Origin of the sequence: Flavobacterium branchiarum (genome assembly GCF_030409845.1) — a bacterium.
In the GTDB taxonomy this organism is placed as follows: domain Bacteria; phylum Bacteroidota; class Bacteroidia; order Flavobacteriales; family Flavobacteriaceae; genus Flavobacterium; species Flavobacterium branchiarum.
Genome location: NZ_JAUFQQ010000003.1, coordinates 550145 through 568240 on the forward strand (window position 1 = coordinate 550145; position 18096 = coordinate 568240).

General features: G+C 32.2%; 17 protein-coding genes. 10 read left to right on the top strand and 7 right to left on the bottom strand.

What is annotated here, in order from left to right; all coding sequences use genetic code 11:
- Nucleotides 1-3: 3 nt before the first annotated feature.
- From QWY99_RS02900 to QWY99_RS02920, 5 genes are all read left to right on the top strand, one after another.
- A complete protein-coding gene (locus QWY99_RS02900) occupies nt 4-579 on the top strand; it encodes a serine O-acetyltransferase (protein ID WP_290261166.1) in 576 nt (191 codons plus the stop codon).
- Nucleotides 579-1697, top strand: a complete 1119-nt coding sequence (locus tag QWY99_RS02905) for a glycosyltransferase family 4 protein (RefSeq protein WP_290261168.1) — start codon at nt 579-581, stop codon at nt 1695-1697. The genes QWY99_RS02900 and QWY99_RS02905 overlap by 1 nt, the downstream gene beginning before the upstream one ends.
- Nucleotides 1694-2767, top strand: coding sequence for a glycosyltransferase (locus tag QWY99_RS02910; protein ID WP_290261170.1), 1074 nt, complete (start codon nt 1694-1696; stop codon nt 2765-2767). The genes QWY99_RS02905 and QWY99_RS02910 overlap by 4 nt, the downstream gene beginning before the upstream one ends.
- Nucleotides 2768-2769: 2 nt before the next feature.
- Nucleotides 2770-4098 (top strand): O-antigen ligase family protein, encoded by a 1329-nt coding sequence (locus QWY99_RS02915; RefSeq protein ID WP_290261173.1) that lies wholly within the window; start codon nt 2770-2772, stop codon nt 4096-4098.
- Nucleotides 4099-4217: 119 nt separating this feature from the next.
- Nucleotides 4218-5612 carry an exopolysaccharide biosynthesis polyprenyl glycosylphosphotransferase gene (locus QWY99_RS02920; protein ID WP_290261175.1) on the top strand — a complete coding sequence of 465 codons (1395 nt, stop codon included), beginning with the start codon at nt 4218-4220 and terminating at the stop codon, nt 5610-5612.
- Here QWY99_RS02920 and QWY99_RS02925 read toward each other — a convergent pair whose 3' ends face one another.
- Together QWY99_RS02925 and QWY99_RS02930 are read right to left on the bottom strand one after the other, a co-directional pair.
- Complete coding sequence (locus tag QWY99_RS02925; protein ID WP_290261177.1) at nt 5613-6752, bottom strand: lipoprotein N-acyltransferase Lnb domain-containing protein; 1140 nt, start codon at nt 6750-6752, stop codon at nt 5613-5615.
- Between the two features lie 47 nt (nt 6753-6799).
- The gene (locus QWY99_RS02930; RefSeq protein WP_446681940.1) at nt 6800-7867 is read right to left on the bottom strand and encodes a putative type IX sorting system protein PorV2; all 1068 of its coding nucleotides are present in this window, start codon (nt 7865-7867) and stop codon (nt 6800-6802) included.
- A 192-nt stretch (nt 7868-8059) separates the two neighbouring features.
- Here QWY99_RS02930 and QWY99_RS02935 point away from each other — a divergent pair, with 192 nt between their 5' ends.
- Together QWY99_RS02935 and QWY99_RS02940 are read left to right on the top strand one after the other, a co-directional pair.
- Nucleotides 8060-8776: a CDP-alcohol phosphatidyltransferase family protein gene (locus QWY99_RS02935; RefSeq protein ID WP_290261179.1), complete on the top strand. Its 717-nt coding sequence runs from the start codon at nt 8060-8062 to the stop codon at nt 8774-8776.
- Nucleotides 8777-8788: 12 nt separating this feature from the next.
- The gene (locus QWY99_RS02940; RefSeq protein WP_290261181.1) at nt 8789-9646 is read left to right on the top strand and encodes a glycoside hydrolase family 25 protein; all 858 of its coding nucleotides are present in this window, start codon (nt 8789-8791) and stop codon (nt 9644-9646) included.
- 150 nt (nt 9647-9796) lie between these two features.
- Here QWY99_RS02940 and lptB read toward each other — a convergent pair whose 3' ends face one another.
- The 4 genes from lptB to QWY99_RS02960 form a co-directional block, all read right to left on the bottom strand.
- Nucleotides 9797-10537 carry an LPS export ABC transporter ATP-binding protein gene (gene lptB / locus QWY99_RS02945; RefSeq protein WP_290261183.1) on the bottom strand — a complete coding sequence of 247 codons (741 nt, stop codon included), beginning with the start codon at nt 10535-10537 and terminating at the stop codon, nt 9797-9799.
- A gap of 87 nt (nt 10538-10624) precedes the next feature.
- Nucleotides 10625-10972 (bottom strand): carboxymuconolactone decarboxylase family protein, encoded by a 348-nt coding sequence (locus QWY99_RS02950; protein WP_290261185.1) that lies wholly within the window; start codon nt 10970-10972, stop codon nt 10625-10627.
- Entirely contained in the window at nt 10965-11786 is an 822-nt protein-coding gene (gene tatC, locus QWY99_RS02955; RefSeq protein ID WP_290261187.1) for a twin-arginine translocase subunit TatC, read from the bottom strand. The genes QWY99_RS02950 and tatC overlap by 8 nt, the downstream gene beginning before the upstream one ends.
- Nucleotides 11786-12751 carry a KpsF/GutQ family sugar-phosphate isomerase gene (locus QWY99_RS02960; protein WP_290261189.1) on the bottom strand — a complete coding sequence of 322 codons (966 nt, stop codon included), beginning with the start codon at nt 12749-12751 and terminating at the stop codon, nt 11786-11788. Before QWY99_RS02960 ends, tatC begins: the two co-directional genes overlap by 1 nt.
- A gap of 84 nt (nt 12752-12835) precedes the next feature.
- On the opposite strand from QWY99_RS02960, the gene recQ reads away from it, so the two are divergent.
- Nucleotides 12836-15031: a DNA helicase RecQ gene (recQ, locus tag QWY99_RS02965; RefSeq protein ID WP_290261191.1), complete on the top strand. Its 2196-nt coding sequence runs from the start codon at nt 12836-12838 to the stop codon at nt 15029-15031.
- Nucleotides 15032-15321: 290 nt separating this feature from the next.
- On the opposite strand, the gene QWY99_RS02970 is transcribed toward recQ, so the two are convergent.
- Nucleotides 15322-15564 (bottom strand): hypothetical protein, encoded by a 243-nt coding sequence (locus QWY99_RS02970; RefSeq protein ID WP_229988336.1) that lies wholly within the window; start codon nt 15562-15564, stop codon nt 15322-15324.
- A 150-nt stretch (nt 15565-15714) separates the two neighbouring features.
- Between QWY99_RS02970 and QWY99_RS02975 the strand changes: the two genes are divergently transcribed.
- Both QWY99_RS02975 and QWY99_RS02980 read left to right on the top strand, forming a co-directional pair.
- The gene (locus tag QWY99_RS02975; RefSeq protein ID WP_290261195.1) at nt 15715-17274 is read left to right on the top strand and encodes an NAD(P)/FAD-dependent oxidoreductase; all 1560 of its coding nucleotides are present in this window, start codon (nt 15715-15717) and stop codon (nt 17272-17274) included.
- A gap of 109 nt (nt 17275-17383) precedes the next feature.
- The gene (locus QWY99_RS02980; protein WP_290261197.1) at nt 17384-18082 is read left to right on the top strand and encodes an SMI1/KNR4 family protein; all 699 of its coding nucleotides are present in this window, start codon (nt 17384-17386) and stop codon (nt 18080-18082) included.
- Nucleotides 18083-18096: the final 14 nt, after the last annotated feature.

Genomic DNA, 18096 nt, shown 5'->3' on the forward strand with positions numbered 1-18096 from the left:
TAAATGAGTAAAGACAAAAGCTATATGAATTTATTTCAATTGATAGAATCAGATTATAAAAAGTATAAAAAATATGGAGGCAATTTTTTTGTCATCTTATTTCTTACCCAAAGTTTTTGGGCAATATTTCAATATCGTATTGCCAATTTTATTTATAGAAATGTAAAAATAATTGGAATAAGACAGTTTCTATTATTTGGTTGTTTATTATGGCAAAAAACAATTGAAATCTTAACGGGTATTTCTTTACCTGCATCAATTAAAATCGGAGGATCTTTTTATATAGGTCATTTTGGAGGTATAATACTGAACAGTAAAGCTATAATAGGTAATAATTGTAATCTCTCACAAGGAGTCACAATAGGGGTTTCAGGGCTTGGAGAAAAACGTGGAGTACCTATGATTGGAAATAATGTTTATATAGGAGCAAATGCGACTGTTGTGGGGAGAATTACTGTAGGTAATAATGTTCTAATTGGAGCAAATACATTTGTGAATTCAAATGTTCTTGATAATGGAGTTGTATTAGGTGTACCAGCTATTAGAATTTCAGATAAAGGTTCGGAGGGCTATATTTAATGAAATTACTTATCATATCCTCTGCTCCCTTAATAGCATCTCATGATAAATGGTATGCATATAGCCCTTATATAAACGAAATTAAGATTTGGAGTCACTATGTAGATGAAGTACAATTTTGTGCCCCTATTTGGAAAACAGATGAAGGCCTGTTAATTTCAGAAGTTCCATTTAACATGCTTCCGCCAATTCAATTAATTGATTTTAATATTAAATCAGTTTCAGCAGTATTGAATTCATTTTATAGTGTTTTCGTAAACATGAAAATTATTTATAAGGCAATGAAAAATGCAGATCATATTCATTTACGTTGCCCAGGAAATATTGGCTTATTGGGGTGTTTTGCCCAAATTCTTTTCCCTAACAAAAAAAAGACTGCTAAATATGCAGGAAATTGGGATCCAAAGAGTAAGCAACCATGGACATACAAATTGCAAAAATATATTTTAACTAATACTCTCCTAACTAAAAATATGCAGGTTTTGGTTTATGGAGAATGGACGAAGCAATCTAAAAATTGTAAACCCTTTTTTACGGCTACCTATTCCGAAAAGGAAAAAGAAACTATTCAAAAACCAGATTGTAATAAAACTATAGAATTTGTTTTTGTTGGAAGTTTAGTTACAGGAAAAAATCCGCTCTATGCGATACAACTAGTTGAACAACTTATCAGAAAAGGAAAAAATGTAACTTTAAATTTATACGGTGATGGTATTGAAAGAACTGCTTTAGAGCAATACATTCAAAATAATCAATTAGATAAGAACATCTTTTTAAGAGGAAATCAAAATCAAGAAACAATCAAAAAGGCATATCAACAAAGTCATTTTGTACTGCTACCATCAAAAAGTGAAGGTTGGCCAAAAGTCATTGCTGAGGGGATGTTTTGGGGATGTGTTCCCGTGGTAACAGCTGTTTCATGTGTGCCATTTATGTTAGATCATGGCAATAGAGGAGTTTTATTAGATATGAATTTGTCTAATGATACAATCCAATTAGAAACAATCATAGAAGATAAGAAGTGTTTTGTAGATAAAAGTATAAAAGCATCAGAATGGTCACAGCAATTCACCAAAGACATTTTTGAAGCTGAAATTAAAAAAATACTGCAATCATGAGAGTTTTGCAAATCATAGATTCATTAGAGGCTGGTGGAGCAGAGCGAATGGCAGTAAATTTTGCTAATGCCCTTGGCAAAAAGATTGAATTTTCAGGATTAGTAGCAACACGTAAAGAAGGTGGTCTTAAGAGTCAAATTGATTCTGATGTCTCTTATTTGTTTTTAAATAGAAAATCGGTAATAGATTTTAAAGCAATTTTAAAACTTAGAAAGTTCATTATAAATAATAAAGTTACTATTATTCATGCGCACAGTTCCTCTTTCCTTATTGCAGTTTTACTAAAATTCACGTTGCCCAAAATTAAAATTATTTGGCATGATCATTATGGTAAACGGATAGATGAAACGCAGATTAAAAACCGATATTTAATTCTGTTGTCTCCTTTTTTCTCCTCTATTTTTGTAGTTAATCCGTTATTGGAAAAATGGAATAAAAAAAATATGTTGTGCTCAAACGTATATTTTATTCCTAATTTTATAAAAAATGCAAACGATGACGAAAATGACCCTTCTTTAAAAGGTGTTGCGGATAAGCGAATACTATTTTTAGCAAATTTAAAAGAGCCTAAAAATCATAGTGTAATGCTAAATGCGTTTAAAAATTTAAAATTGAATAATTTAGGATGGAGTTTACATTTAATCGGTAAAGACTATTCAGATGATTATTCGGATTCAATAAAAATATTTATAAAAGAACATGCTCTAGAAAATGATATTCATTTGTATGATTCAAGAAATGATGTTACTTCTATTTTATCTCAAGGAACAATAGGAGTTTTAACTTCGACAGCAGAAGGTTTTCCGTTGACTTTATTAGAATATGGACTTGCCTCCTTGCCAGTAGTTTCAACCAATGCAGGGTATTGTTCTTCAATAATTGAAAATAATAATTCAGGTTTACTATTTAATCCTTTACAAATATTGGAGTTGGAAGATCAGATAATTAAATTAATTTCAGATGCAGAGCTTAGAAATAAATTAGGATTGAATTTAAAAAAAGTGGTGTTAGAAAATTATATAGAGGTTGTTGTAGTACAGAAATTAATTTTAGCTTATAACAGATTATAATTATGAAAAATACTTTTTTTTCGTATTACAGATTAGTTTTTATCCACACATTGATTGCTTTGGTAGTTTTTGTTGTGCCTTTCTCTTCTAAAATTTACGCACTTTTAATTCCAATCATTGGCATGTTTTTAGTTTTTAAAACCAAGAACAAAAACAATGAAGTACTTTTAGTAGCCGCTTATTTAGTCGGAGTTGAGGTTTTTTTAAGAATGACTGGTGGCAATTTCAATAATGAGTACATTAAGTTAAGTGTCGTTTTTTTTATGATATTAGGGATGGCTTATAGTAGTTTTAAAATTAACTCATTCCTATATTGGTTTTTCTTGGTGTTATTAATTCCAGGTATATTGTTAACAGCTACTGCTCCTATTTTATCAGTAGAAGTGAAAAAAGTTTTAGTTTTTAATTTATCAGGTCCCTTTTGTTTAGCCTTTTGTGCGATATACACTTTTAATAGAACAATAACCTTTCAAGAATTGCAAAAAATACTAGTTGCAATGGGATTACCAATAATCTCAATTACAACCTATTTGTTTTTGTATAATCCTAGTGTACAAAGTGTTGTTACAGGAACACAGTCTAATTTTGAAACTTCGGGCGGTTTTGGACCTAACCAAGTTTCTACCATCTTAGGATTAGGAATGTTTGTGTTTTTTACGCAATTGATTCTCTTTTCAAAAACAAAAAAAATGCTAATCCTAAACGGAGCATTACTTTTAGTCATTAGCTATAGAGCAATTGTAACCTTTTCTAGAGGAGGTGTAATTACTGGAGTAGTTATGATTATTATATTATTATTGTTGCTGTATTTTTATTCGAGTACAAAAGTAAATTCTAAACTTGCTTTAGTATTTGCTATTACTGCTATAATGGGAGTTGGGATTTGGACCTATACTTATATGCAGACTTCTGGATTGATAGAAAAGCGGTATGCTAATAAAGATGCAGCAGGAAGAGTCAAAAAAGACAGGTTAGGAGGTAGAGAAGCTATTATTGCCGTAGATATTAAAACCTTTTTTGAGAATCCGATAATGGGAGTTGGAGCAGGTCTTGGTAAAGAATATAGAAAAGAGGCTTTTGGAGTAGATGTTGCATCACATAATGAAATAACGCGCCTGTTAAGTGAGCATGGAGTATTTGGAATAACTGGATTACTTATACTTCTTATAATGCCTTTTGTATTGTATTATACTAACACAAGCAACCTGTACTTTTTATCATTTTATGCCTTTTGGCTTTTAACAATTAATCATGCAGCTATGCGAACAGCCGCGCCTGCATTCGTGTATGCATTAACTCTTATTAACGTAATTAAGAATAAAAGTCGATAGCTACATAAAATAGGCTGGTATTTATGATAAGTATGCCAGACTATTAATTTGATATTACTTTTCTCTTGTATGATTTAATTTAGTAAATTTAATCATACAACATAATTGATATTATTTAAATGCCTCAAAAAAATAAAATTCATTTTGATATATCAGAACGAAAAGTCCTTCTTCGATTTTTTGATTCTTTTTTTGTCTTAGCAGCATTGTATTTTCTAGGTCACGTTTTTGATTATCATTATTTTAATGTTTTAAGTACGGACTATCTTGGAGCAATTGTATTGGTAATATATCTCAATGCTTTTGGATTAATTTTCGAAATGTATAACTTGCAAGTAGCAAGTAATCAGTTTCAAATCCTTAGAAGTACTGTTATTACTGTTTCTATTACAGTTTTGGTTTATTTGCTAACCCCAGTTTTATCACCAGAATTACCCAAACAAAGAGTTTCGATAATTCTATTCTATTTTACGATACTGTTTGCTGTTCTTTTTTGGCGTTTTTTTTATGTTTACTTTCTTGCCTCGCATCGTTTTTTTCAAAATGTAGTTTTAATATGTGAGCAAGACCAATTAGAAGAATTAGTACTAGGATTAGAGAAAGTTGATCCTAATTATAAGATAATTGCCTTTGTAAACTTGGATGCTTCAAATAAAAATCCAATAGAATATCGGTATACTAAAGAGATTAAAAAGAAAGAGTTAAAAAATTATGTTCTTGAAAATGGCGTTTCAGAAATTGTTATTGCATCGCAAAAGACAGACGAAATTACTGCTGGTTTATATAAGCAATTATTATATTTACTTGAGTCGGGTAAAATAATAAGAGAATATACTCAAGTATACGAAAGTAAGACACAACGAATTGCCTTGCAATATATCGCAAGAGACTTTTATCGTTTCTTTCCATTTAGTCGTAGCAATAGTAATAAGTTGTATTTAGTGGTTGTACGTCTTTTTGAATTTGTTTTTTCTTTGTTTGGACTCTTAACGGGATTGATTTTAATACCATTTATTTTTATTGGAAATTGCATAGGAAACAGGGGAGAACTTTTTTATACTCAAGAAAGAATAGGGAAAGATGGGGCAGTTTTTAAAATATACAAGTTCCGAACAATGGTAAAGAATTCCGAATCTAAAGGAGTTACTTTTACTAGTACAAATGATGTGCGAATAACTCCTTTTGGTAAAATGATGCGTAGATCGAGAATTGATGAATTACCTCAGTTTATTAATGTCATAAAAGGAGATATGGCAGTTATAGGCCCACGACCAGAACGTCCTTTTTTCGTGAAAGAAATTGCTCAAGTTATGCCATTTTATGAAACAAGACATATTATAAAACCAGGCCTTACTGGTTGGGCACAGGTAAATTATCCCTATGGAGAATCATTAGAAGAAAGTTTAATAAAACTACAATATGATTTATATTATATCAAGCACAGAAGCATTTTCCTTGATATGAGTATTACCTTTAAAACCATCACTACAGTTTTATTTTATAGAGGACAATAATTATATAATGATAGGTATTGGTTTCTTATTTTTAATAGCAATACGTACAAGAACAACTCCACTAGTTATAATTAAAGGTAAAACGATTAGGAAAGACGCTTTGTTAATCATAAATAATGCATAAGTAATTAGTGCAATTAGATGTATTAATGAAAAACGATACGTCCATTTTTTATTTTTCATAAGATTAAGAATCAAAAGAACTAATAAAAAAGGGCTAAATAATAGCACGTTGTAATTGAATTCTAATTCCTTGTGTAGGGAATAAAAACCAACAAAGACAAAGAACACTCCTAATAAACCCATTATTAAAAGGTAAATTTTATCAATGCTTCTTTTATTTATGAAGATAATAAATGCCAATACAATGATGTAAGTATACCAATTATTCCACCAAGAATGGATTGGCTCTTTATCAAAAGATAAAATAGTCTTAGTCTCTTTAACTAGAGGATGATTTTGAAAAGATGTTTTGGCTAAACTGTTTTTTAGCTCAAAAGGTAAAAATATTTTTGTTGCTAATTCATCTACTTTTTTTCCAAAAATGATACTGATACCTAATTTTTCATAAAAATGACCATCAAAATAAGGATAAAGAATTGTTCGGTAAGTTTTATCTGTATCTCCCTTTTTTGTAATTACTGTTCCGTTAAGTGATTTGTTGATAACGTCAACAACCATCGAAGTACAGTTTTTATCAATAAATTTATAAGTATAATATCTATCTTCTGAGAGAAGTGTTTTGTTTAAGTTATCGAATAGCTTTTGTTTCAGATTTTCTGGAATATTCAACTCTTGCTCGTAAACACTTCGTTTGTCATTATCGTATTCATTTATAAAATCGATATATGGGTGTACGGTAGCATAATATTGTAAGTCCCCTTTTGTGAATCTTGCAACAAAGTTTGGAGTAGTAAAATCAAAAGTTCCATAATTATATACTAAGTCAATAGCATTGATAGAATCTTTGATTCGGATAGCTGTGTGACCAAAAAGAGAATAGGATTCATTACCAGTACCACAAGTTATAACACTAACATTAGCATCTTTAGACAATAAAAGACTTTGTCCAAAACTATTGTTGATAAACACAAAAAATAAAAGCAGTAACAATGTTTTTTTTAGTGAATACGTTTTCATAAATATTTTTTTAAATGAATTATCAATAACTCTTTTTGATGTTTTTATTATCTAAACACGCCCAAATCTACCTTAAGCGAGAATATATTTGAATATAAAGCGGCACTCTGATTTCCTAAATCCGTTAAAGCATAATCTACCTGAATACCTTTGTATTTAAAACCAAGTCCGATGTTAGGCTGAAAACCTACTTTCTCAGAATTGTCTAATTGTGTTACATTTTGAAAATTTCCTACTCCAGCTCTCAAAAAAACAAGGTCAGTATAACCAAACTCCAATCCTAATGCAGGATCAACACTTACAAAGTTACTAGAAACAATGTCTTTTGTTCTCTCAAAACGCATATTCATATTTGTAGCAACTAGCACACTATAATCATATCTAATTATAAATTTCTTTGCAATACCTAATTGAGCTTTTGGCAATGTAATTTCAGTACTTTGGGGTAAATCTTGATTTTCTCCAGGAATAGCATCCGATATTTTTTTGTATTCTTTCTCGTCAATATTCCAAACATTATATGTGGTTGTGATATCGCGTATCATCAAGCCAAAATGCCAATCATTCTTATCAAATTGCAATCCTAAATCAAATCCAAAACCCCAAGAGTTAGCAAATTTTCCAATAATACGACGGATAACTTTAGCATTTACTCCATATTGAAATCCTGGAACAGGTAATTTTCTAGCATACGAAAAAGTAAAACCATAATCGGCAGTCGAAAAAAGACTAATTCGATTGTAATCAATATTTCCTTGACTGTCTATTAATTCAGTAGTATTCATGATGTCATCTACACCAAAACGAATTAATGAAATCCCCCATGCACTTCGGTCATCTATTGGACTCGCATAACCAATATAATCATATTGCGCAATATTGGCAAAATAATTAGCATGCATTAAAGCAACTTGATGATCCTGGAGGTTGGCTAATCCAGCTGGATTCCAGTAAACAGAATTTACATCTTTGGTAGAAGCAACAACTGCGCTCGACATAGCGAGAGCGGCAGCATCGACACCAATATTCATAAACTCATTAGAGTATTTTCGAACAGATTGGCTGTAATTGGTTGTGTAAACACAAAACAGTAAAAACAATAAAATTTTCTTCAAGAGCTAATTTTTATAAACCGAAGTCTGTTTAATTTTTTTATCAAAAATATAATATTTTACTGAGCTTATTTATCCCTTTTAATAAATAATGCTAAAGTCTCACTTTTGTGCAAAAAACTCTAATGAAAACGTGCAAGGCATTCAGTTATTATAGTAAATTTGTCGTTAATCATACTTAAAAATATATTTGCAATGAATATTAAAAAACATGTCCCTAATGCTATTACTTTAATTAATCTTTTCTGTGGATGCATAGCTGTTGTTTTTGTTTCTAAATTAGATTATGAAATGGCCTTTTATTTTGTTTGTCTAGGAATATTTTTTGATTTTTTTGATGGTTTTTTTGCTAGATTATTTAAAGTATCAAGTCCGCTTGGTTTACAGTTAGACTCTTTGGCAGATATGGTTACTAGTGGTGTTGTGCCAGGTTATGTAATGTACAGCTTGTTTGTTAGTAGTTCAAGCTCTCATGATATATTAGGACCTGTATTTACCCCTTTTTTAGGATTCATAGTTACTTTAGGTTCTTGCTATCGATTGGCAAATTTTAATATAGATACACGTCAAACAGACTCGTTTATTGGATTGCCAACTCCTGCAAATGCTTTGTTTATTTTGAGCTTGCCTTTAGTGTTAAAATATTCAGATTCATTGATGGTTCTTGAAATTCTAACGAATCAATGGATTTTATTAGTAATAGCATTATTTAGTGCTTATATCTTAAATGCCGAAATACCTTTGTTTGCATTGAAAATTAAAAAATTCAATTTAAAAGATAATGCTTTACAAGTAGGGTTTTTAGTACTCTCATTATTACTATTGATTTTCTTTAAATATCTAGGAATTCCGTTGGTGATTATTACTTATGTATTATTGTCTGTAATAAACAATAAGTTCTCTAAGAAGTAGTTTTTTTATTGAATGAAAAGAAAAGTTACTAAAAGGAAGCGAACTTCAAACCGAAAATCAAAATCAAGTAGTTCATTAGGTACCGTTTTTCGGTTTCTCATAGTATCAATTTTTATAGGTCTTTTTCTAGGAGCTGTTTATCATTATCGTAATGGTTTGGCTTATTATTTTGGTTTTAAAACGGATAAAGTTGTTGAAACAGAAACAGATGATAAGCGCCTTTCAGATGCTAGAAATTTTCAGGTTTTAGCAAATCACAAAGGAAAATCGATCGGATTAGATGTTTCCGAATACCAAGGAAAAATTAGTTGGTCTTACGTCGATACCTTAGAGCAAAAATACCCTATAGATTTTGTGTTTATTAGAGCAACTGTTGGAAAAGACAGAAAAGACTATCGGTTTGAACGAAATTGGATAGGAGCTAAGAAGAATAAAACAATTCGTGGAGCGTATCATTATTATCGTCCAAACGAAAATTCTATTGAGCAAGCAGAACTTTTTATTAAAACGGTTAAACTTGAAACAGGCGATTTACCTCCAGTTTTAGATATTGAGAGATTGCCAAAAAATCAATCACTAGATAATTTAAAAAAAGGATTGAGAAGATGGCTGGATAAAGTGGAAGCACATTATAAAGTACGTCCAATAATTTATACAGGCGAAAGTTATTATGATGATTTCTTAAAAGAAGAATTTAATGATTATCTTTTTTGGATAGCCAATTATAATTTTTACCGAGAAAAAATGGAGGAGGATTGGCTGTTTTGGCAATTTACAGAAAAAGCAACTGTGCCAGGAATTAAACATACAGTAGATGTAAATATCTATAACGGAGACCTACAGCAATTACAATTTATAACAGTGGATTAAGTTTTTAGTTTTCAGTCTCAGTTTACAGTCTCAGTTTACAGTCTCAGTAAAATACTGTAAACTGAAATCTGCGACTGTCTTCTATTTAGTTCAGGTTGGCACTGCGACTGTATACTGCGACCGAGTACTGAACTGCGACTGAATACTTATTTAAAACTCGAGTTTCTTCTTACGTAGTTCAAAGTTCTGACCTAGATACACACGACGTACCATTTCGTCTTCTACTAATTCCTCAGGGACCCCAGCTTTAAGGATTCCACCTTCAAACATTAAATATGTTTTATCAGTAATAGCAAGAGTTTCTTGAACGTTGTGATCGGTAATTAAGATTCCGATATTTTTATTTTTTAATTGAGCAACAATACGTTGAATATCCTCTACAGCAACTGGGTCAACCCCAGCGAAAGGTTCATCTAGTAAGATAAATTTAGGGTCAGTAGCAAGAGCTCGTGCAATTTCGGTACGACGACGTTCTCCACCCGAAAGTAAATCTCCACGGTTGGTACGAATATGTTCTAAGCTAAATTCTTCAATTAAGCTTTCCATTTTAGCAACTTGTTCCTCTTTGGATAATTTTGTTAATTGTAGTACGCTTAATATATTATCCTCAATGCTTAGTTTTCTAAAAACAGATGCTTCTTGTGCCAAATAACCAATTCCGTGTTGTGCTCTTTTGTACATAGGGTAATCAGTGATATTTAAATCATCAAGATAAATATTACCCGAGTTAGGTTTTACCAATCCTACAATCATGTAAAACGAAGTGGTTTTTCCAGCGCCATTTGGACCTAAAAGACCAACTATTTCTCCTTGATTTACCTCGACAGAAATACCTTTTACGACACTACGTCCTTTATAGGTTTTGATTAAATTATCGGCTCTTAATTTCATTTTCTTACTTTAATCGTTTAAACAATTGATTCGTTTAATCGCTACAAATTAACGAATAAACGAATCAACAGATAAACCTATTAACAATTATTTAGTTTCTTCTAGTGCTTCCCAAAATTCATAAGCTCTACGTAAGTGAGGAACAACGATTGTACCGCCAACTAACGTTGCTATTCCCATTGCTTCCATCATCTCTTCTTTGGTAACTCCTTCTTTATGACTAGTTTCAAGATGGTATTTTACACAATCATCACAACGCAATACTGCTGATGCGACTAAGCCTAATAGTTCTTTTGTCTTTACATCAAGAGCTCCTGCTGCGTATGCATTAGTGTCTAAATTGAAAATTCGTTTTACAATTTTGTTATTATCAGCTAATAATTTTTCGTTCATTTTTGAACGATAGTCGTTAAATTCTTGAATGATATCAGACATTTTTTTCTTTGTTTTGGTTTTTATATACAAGTACCGAAATAAAGATACTCAATTCATAAATTAATAACATTGGTACTGCTACAATTGTCTGGCTCACAACGTCTGGAGGTGTTACAATTGCTGCTACAATTAAGATTATAATTACGGCATATTTCCAGTACTTTCTTAAAAAAACAGGTGTTACTAAACCTAATTTGGTAAGGAAATAAATAATTATAGGCAGCTCAAAGAAAAGTCCTCCAGCAAGAATACTTGTTTTTACCATTCCAATATAAGATTCTAAGGTAAATTGGTTTTTTACAATATCACTCACTGTAAATGTAGCAACGAAATTTACAGACATTGGAATTACTACATAATAGCCAAAAATTACTCCCATAAAGAAAAGTAATGAGGAGACAAAAATGAATATTTTAGCATTTTTACGTTCTTTCTCGTACAACGCAGGGCTGATAAATTTCCAAATTTCCCATAAAATATAAGGGAAACTCAAGACGAAACCCGCTAAGATACACATCCATACAAAAACATTTACCTGTCCTTCCATTTGTGTATTCTGAATGATAAAAGGCATTTCGGTAATACAAATATTCTCTGCAAATCCTAGTTTATGTGATAATTCACAAAAAAACTGATACGTAAAGAAAGTGGGTCTTGTTGGTCCGAAAATAATAACATCGAACAAATAATCACTTATAAAATAAGTTATAAAAGCCATTACGATTATGGCAATTGTACTTCTAACTAACAACCATCTTAGTTCTTCTAAATGGTCTAAAAACGACATTTCGCCTAATTTTTTTGTATTTGCCATTATACGATTCCTTCTTTTAAGATGTCATGTAAGTGTAGTACGCCCTTGTATTCTCCATTGTCAGAAACAATTAATTGAGTAATCGAGAAATCTTCTAAGATGTTTAAGGCGTCGACAGCCATTGTATCCGATGATACCATTTTTGGATTTTTAGTCATAATGTCTATTGCGGTTAAGTCGGCAAAAGTATCTCTGTCGTTTAGCATTCTTCGGATGTCACCATCAGTGATAATTCCGATTATTTTATTATTCTCAACAACTGCTGTTACACCAAGTCGTTTTTCTGATATTTCAAATATAACTTTTTTGATTGAAGAATCCGGAGCAACAGCTGGTTTTAACGAATGTTCAATCATGTCTTTCACACGAAGTAAAAGTTTTTTGCCTAATGCACCTCCTGGGTGGTATACAGCAAAATCTTCGGGTTTAAAATCACGCATTTCCATCAAGCAAATAGCAAGGGCATCTCCCATTACAAGTTGGGCAGTAGTGCTACTAGTAGGAGCTAGGTTTATTGGGCAGGCTTCCTTGTCAACTGTAGTGTTCAAGACGTGGTCGCTCCCTTTTGCTAAAAAAGAAGTTGTATTCCCTGTAATAGCAATTAGAGTATTGCCAAAGCGTTTCAATAGCGGAACTAAAACTTTAATTTCTGGACTATTACCGCTTTTTGAAATACAAATAATAATGTCTTCATTTTGGATCATTCCTAAATCACCATGAATTGCCTCAGCAGCGTGAAGGAATAATGAAGGGGTTCCAGTTGAGTTAAAAGTAGCAACCATTTTTTGTGCAATTATGGCGCTTTTTCCTATTCCTGTGACTACTAATCGACCTTTCGTTTCGTATATCTGTTGAACAGCTTGAGTGAAATTTTCGTCTAGAAAATCAATTAGTTTCGCAATAGACTCACTTTCAGATAGTATTGTTTTTTTAGCGATTGCTAATATATTTTCTTTTGTTATCAAAACAGAATAGTTAAAATTTGTAAGTGTAAAAGAAAGTTGTATCTTTATTGATGCAAATTTATACAAAATACCATAAAATAAAGAATGAATTCAAACGAAATTGAAATACATAAAGAATTAAAGAAGTATTTCGGCTTTAGCCAATTTAAGGGATTGCAAGAAGAGGTTATAAAAAGTATACTCAATAAAAAAAATACTTTTGTTATTATGCCCACTGGGGGAGGAAAATCACTCTGCTACCAATTACCCGCTTTAATTCAGGAAGGAACAGCGATAGTTGTATCTCCTTTAATTGCTTTAATGAAAAATCAGGTAGATGCCATTCGGAGCCTTTCATCAGAAAATGGAATAGCTCACGTTCTGAATTCTTCACTTACCAAAACAGAAATTGCCCAAGTAAAAAAGGACATTACTTCTGGTTTGACTAAATTATTATATGTTGCACCCGAATCTTTAACGAAAGAAGAATATGTGCAGTTTCTTCAAAATGTTACTATTTCATTCGTTGCTATTGATGAAGCGCATTGTATTTCAGAATGGGGACATGATTTTAGACCTGAATATAGAAATCTAAAACATATTATTAAACAGCTAGGTGATGTGCCAATTATTGGACTTACCGCAACTGCTACTCCAAAAGTTCAAGAAGATATTTTAAAAAATCTTGACATGTCTGACGCTAATACTTTTAAAGCGTCGTTTAATAGACCAAATTTATACTACGAAGTTCGTACAAAAACAAAAAATATAGAATCGGATATTATTCGGTTTATAAAACAACACAAAGGAAAATCTGGAATTATATATTGCTTAAGCCGTAAAAAAGTAGAAGCAGTTGCCGAAGTATTGCAAGTAAATGGTATTAGTGCAGTTCCTTATCATGCGGGATTAGATGCTAAAACAAGAGCCAAACATCAAGATATGTTCCTTATGGAAGATGTAGATGTAGTTGTTGCAACTATTGCTTTTGGAATGGGGATTGATAAACCCGATGTTCGTTTTGTAATTCATCATGATATTCCAAAATCACTCGAAAGCTATTATCAAGAAACAGGTCGTGCTGGTCGAGATGGTGGTGAAGGACATTGTTTGGCATACTACTCCTATAAAGATGTAGAAAAGTTAGAAAAGTTCATGTCTGGTAAGCCAGTTGCTGAGCAAGAAATTGGTTTTGCCTTATTGCAAGAAGTGGTGGCTTACGCCGAAACATCAATGTCACGTAGAAAGTTCTTGCTACATTATTTCGGAGAAGAATTCGACAGCGAAACAGGCGAAGGAGCAGATATGGATGATAATGTTCGTAATCCGAAAACAAAAATTGAAGCCAAAGACCAAGTGGTGAAATTATTGGAGATAGTTCGCGATACAAAACATATTTACAAATCTAAAGAAATAGTATTTACATTAATAGGGCGTGTAAATGCAGTTATAAAAGCACATAGAACCGATTCTCAATCTTACTTTGGATCAGGTTCAGATCATGATGAAAAATACTGGATGGCTTTACTTCGTCAAGTATTAGTAGCAGGATTTTTGTCAAAAGATATAGAAACCTACGGAATCATAAAAATTACTAAAGCGGGATTGGACTTTATTAAAAAACCAGTTTCGTTTATGATGTCTGAGGATCATGAATATAACGAAAGCGAAGACGAAGCAATTGTGACAGCATCAAAATCAGGAGGTACTGCCGATGAAGTTTTGATGGGAATGTTGCGAGAGTTAAGAAAAAAAGTAGCTAAGAAATTAGGAGTTCCTCCATTTGTAGTGTTTCAAGATCCATCACTAGAGGATATGGCTTTGAAATATCCAATCTCTATTGCAGAATTGTATAATATTCATGGAGTAGGAGAAGGAAAAGCAAAAAAATACGGAGGAGATTTTGTAGCCTTAATAAATAGGTATGTAGAAGAGAACGATATTATCCGTCCAGATGATTTAGTTGTAAAATCTACAGGAGTAAACTCAGTAAACAAATTATACATAATCCAGAACATCGATCGTAAACTATCACTTAATGATATTGCTTCTGCAAAAGGACTTACGATGGATGCTTTGATTAAAGAAATGGAGCAAATCGTATATTCAGGAACAAAACTTAATATTAAATATTGGGTAGATGATATGCTTGATGACGATCAGCAACAAGAAATTCATGAATACTTCATGGAATCAGAATCTGATAAAATAGAAGATGCTCTCAAAGAATTTGATGGAGAGTATGATATAGATGAATTACGCTTAATGCGAATTAAATTCATTAGCGAAGTAGCTAATTAAAAAGTTTTACAGTCGCAGTTTTTAGTTTTCAGTTCTACTGAGACTATAACTGCGACTGTTTTTTTTTTTTTTTTTTGTTGTTTCAAGTTTTTCTTGTTTCAAGTTCCGTACTGCGACTGCAAACTGAAAACCGCGACTGTCATTTTGTTTCAAGTTTTATTTGTTTCAAGTTGTCACGCTGAGCGAAGTCGAAGTGCTTTTCAAGTTCCGTACTGAAAACTGCAAACTGCGACTGGCACTATATTTTAAGTTCCGTACTGTGACTGAAAACTGCGACTGAAAACTGAAAACTAATTCTCCGGAAACACTTCCCCGCGGTGTGGCTTTAAAGCATCCCGAACCTGAATCATATTTTCATCGGTTACAACCATGTAGGCAATAGCGTACATATCGTTAAGGATTGTAAAACCAGTTATATTTAAAGGTAGCTTTTCGATAGCAATGAATTCTTTTAAATGAATTTCATGATGTTCAGCCGTTTTTGCTGATGCAGGACCACGAAAATCCCAAATTAATTTTATTTTTCTAGACATTTATTTATAGATCAGAGTTGAAAGTAACAAAGGTACAAAGTCTATTTTAAAAAATGGATGCTCGATTACAGAACAAATTCCACTTCAAAATACTACTTTTGCATTCTGTTTTTCGTATAAATGATAAACATATTCAATAGAAAATATATAATGCCAAGAGAACTTTTACTTCAAGTATCGCCCGAAATAGCCACAAACGAGTTGTTGCTAAAAGAACATTTGTCGAAACAAATTAATGTTTCTCCAAAGGAAATTCAACACGTATCTATTTTAAAGCGTTCGATTGATGCTCGTCAGAAAGCAATAAAAATCAATTTGAAAGTGTTGATTTATTTGCAAAATGAAGTTTATCAACCCGCTAAATTTGAAATCCCAGATTACAAAGATGTATCGGGAGCACAAGAAGTAATTGTTGTAGGTGCAGGTCCTGCAGGACTTTTTGCTGCTTTGCAATTAATAGAATTAGGACTTAAGCCAATTGTACTTGAAAGAGGAAAAGATGTTCGTGGTCGCCGTAGAGATTTAAAAGCAATAAATACAGAGCATTTTGTAAATGAAGATTCTAATTATTGTTTTGGAGAAGGAGGGGCAGGAACATACTCCGATGGTAAATTATATACGCGTTCAAAAAAACGTGGAGATGTAACAAGAATTCTTGAGTTATTTGTGGCTTTTGGTGCTTCTGAAGATATTTTAATAGAAGCTCATCCGCATATTGGAACTAATAAGTTGCCAAAGATTATTCAGGATATTAGAGAGAAAATTATAGAATACGGAGGTCAGGTTTTATTTGAAACTCGAGTAACTGATATTCTTCTGAAAAATAACGAAGTTCAAGGAGTTGTGACTCAAAATGGAGATACAATACATGCTAATAAATTAATATTAGCAACGGGGCATTCTGCCCGTGATATTTTTGAATTATTAGATAGAAAGAAAATTTTTATCGAAGCCAAACCTTTTGCCTTAGGTGTAAGAGCAGAGCATCCACAATCTTTAATAGATAGCATTCAATATAGTTGTGATTACCGAGGCGATCATTTGCCTCCAGCACCATATTCTATAGTGAAGCAAGTGGGAGGAAGAGGAATGTACTCATTTTGTATGTGTCCAGGAGGTGTAATTGCACCTTGTGCTACAAGTCCTGGAGAAGTTGTTACGAATGGTTGGTCACCATCTAAAAGAGATCAAGCTACGGCAAACTCTGGAATTGTAATCGAATTGAAATTAGAAGATTTTAAACCTTTTGCTAAATACGGAGCTTTGGCTGGAATGGAATTTCAAAAAAGTATCGAACAAAAAGCATGGCATTTAGCAGGAGAAACTCAAAAAGTTCCTGCGCAAAGAATGGTCGATTTTACTCAAAATAAAGTATCGTCTGATATTCCTAAAACATCATATGTTCCTGGAACTACTTCGGTAGAAATGGGGCAAGTTTTCCCTGGGTTCTTATCTCAGATTTTACGTGAAGGTTTCTCGGAGTTTGGTAAATCTATGCGTGGTTACTTAACCAATGAAGCAATTCTTCATGCTCCAGAAAGCAGAACTTCATCACCAGTACGTATACCTAGAGATCCAATTACTTATGAGCATTTGCAGATAAAAGGATTGTATCCTTGTGGTGAAGGAGCGGGTTATGCAGGTGGAATTATATCGGCAGCGATAGATGGTGAAAAATGTGCGTTGATGATTGCTGAAACTTTAAAATAATTCATTAGACTCTTTTATTTGTAGTGGTAATAGTATTATTTTAGTCGTTTGAGAGAAAACTGGTCATTTAAAATGCAGGTTACTCTCAAGCGACTTTTAAATATATATCATGACGCTATTAGATGTTGAAATAAAACACGGATTTATATATCCAATTATCTACAAAGAACTTTTTCAAAATGGAATGCTTGCTATTGGCGAGTATGGACCTAATTGGTACACTACTGTTTATCCGAAATTAAAAGAGAATCCTACACTATTGTTGCATTCCTATGATTTTGAATTGCTCAATACAAAAGATGCGGATGAAGCAATAGAGGAGCTTTCTGACCCAGAAGATTACCGTCAAATTAAAGAAGAATTTAAGTTTGTTCCCTTTGGACAAAGTGGAGCGGGAGATCATTATTGTTTCTTTTTAAATGAAGAGAAAAATGGTGATATGCCTATTGTTTTTGTTTGGCATGATGCTAATGAAGTAAATTACCTTGCGAAGAACCTGCAGGATTTTATTTTTAGAATGCTATTGATTGATATGTCTGATCAAGATGTTTATAACAATGTAACCGATGAAGAGTTTAAGGATAACTTAAGCAGAGTTTTTAAGACTCATGAAAAATACCTAACGGATCAACAAAATGATGTTTTGAAAAACGTATTTAGTAGAGGAATCATGGATTATGAAATTCTGTTGCCTAGAGCTAAAGATACTAAAAGAGGATTGTTAAGTGATGTTGAGTTAAAGCAACTATTAGCTGATGTTATTCCATTTGATAAAATGGATGTTAGTTTTGAATATTCAGAGGAGTAATAACTGTAGTGCTC

Coding starts and splice junctions, on each gene's coding strand:
- QWY99_RS02900 (WP_290261166.1), top strand. CDS start 4: ATGAGTAAAGACAAAAGCTATATGAATTTATTTCAATTGATAGAATCA.
- QWY99_RS02905 (WP_290261168.1), top strand. CDS start 579: ATGAAATTACTTATCATATCCTCTGCTCCCTTAATAGCATCTCATGAT.
- QWY99_RS02910 (WP_290261170.1), top strand. CDS start 1,694: ATGAGAGTTTTGCAAATCATAGATTCATTAGAGGCTGGTGGAGCAGAG.
- QWY99_RS02915 (WP_290261173.1), top strand. CDS start 2,770: ATGAAAAATACTTTTTTTTCGTATTACAGATTAGTTTTTATCCACACA.
- QWY99_RS02920 (WP_290261175.1), top strand. CDS start 4,218: ATGCCTCAAAAAAATAAAATTCATTTTGATATATCAGAACGAAAAGTC.
- QWY99_RS02925 (WP_290261177.1), bottom strand. CDS start 6,752: ATGAAAACGTATTCACTAAAAAAAACATTGTTACTGCTTTTATTTTTT.
- QWY99_RS02935 (WP_290261179.1), top strand. CDS start 8,060: ATGAATATTAAAAAACATGTCCCTAATGCTATTACTTTAATTAATCTT.
- QWY99_RS02940 (WP_290261181.1), top strand. CDS start 8,789: ATGAAAAGAAAAGTTACTAAAAGGAAGCGAACTTCAAACCGAAAATCA.
- lptB (WP_290261183.1), bottom strand. CDS start 10,537: ATGAAATTAAGAGCCGATAATTTAATCAAAACCTATAAAGGACGTAGT.
- QWY99_RS02950 (WP_290261185.1), bottom strand. CDS start 10,972: ATGTCTGATATCATTCAAGAATTTAACGACTATCGTTCAAAAATGAAC.
- tatC (WP_290261187.1), bottom strand. CDS start 11,786: ATGGCAAATACAAAAAAATTAGGCGAAATGTCGTTTTTAGACCATTTA.
- recQ (WP_290261191.1), top strand. CDS start 12,836: ATGAATTCAAACGAAATTGAAATACATAAAGAATTAAAGAAGTATTTC.
- QWY99_RS02970 (WP_229988336.1), bottom strand. CDS start 15,564: ATGTCTAGAAAAATAAAATTAATTTGGGATTTTCGTGGTCCTGCATCA.
- QWY99_RS02975 (WP_290261195.1), top strand. CDS start 15,715: ATGCCAAGAGAACTTTTACTTCAAGTATCGCCCGAAATAGCCACAAAC.
- QWY99_RS02980 (WP_290261197.1), top strand. CDS start 17,384: ATGACGCTATTAGATGTTGAAATAAAACACGGATTTATATATCCAATT.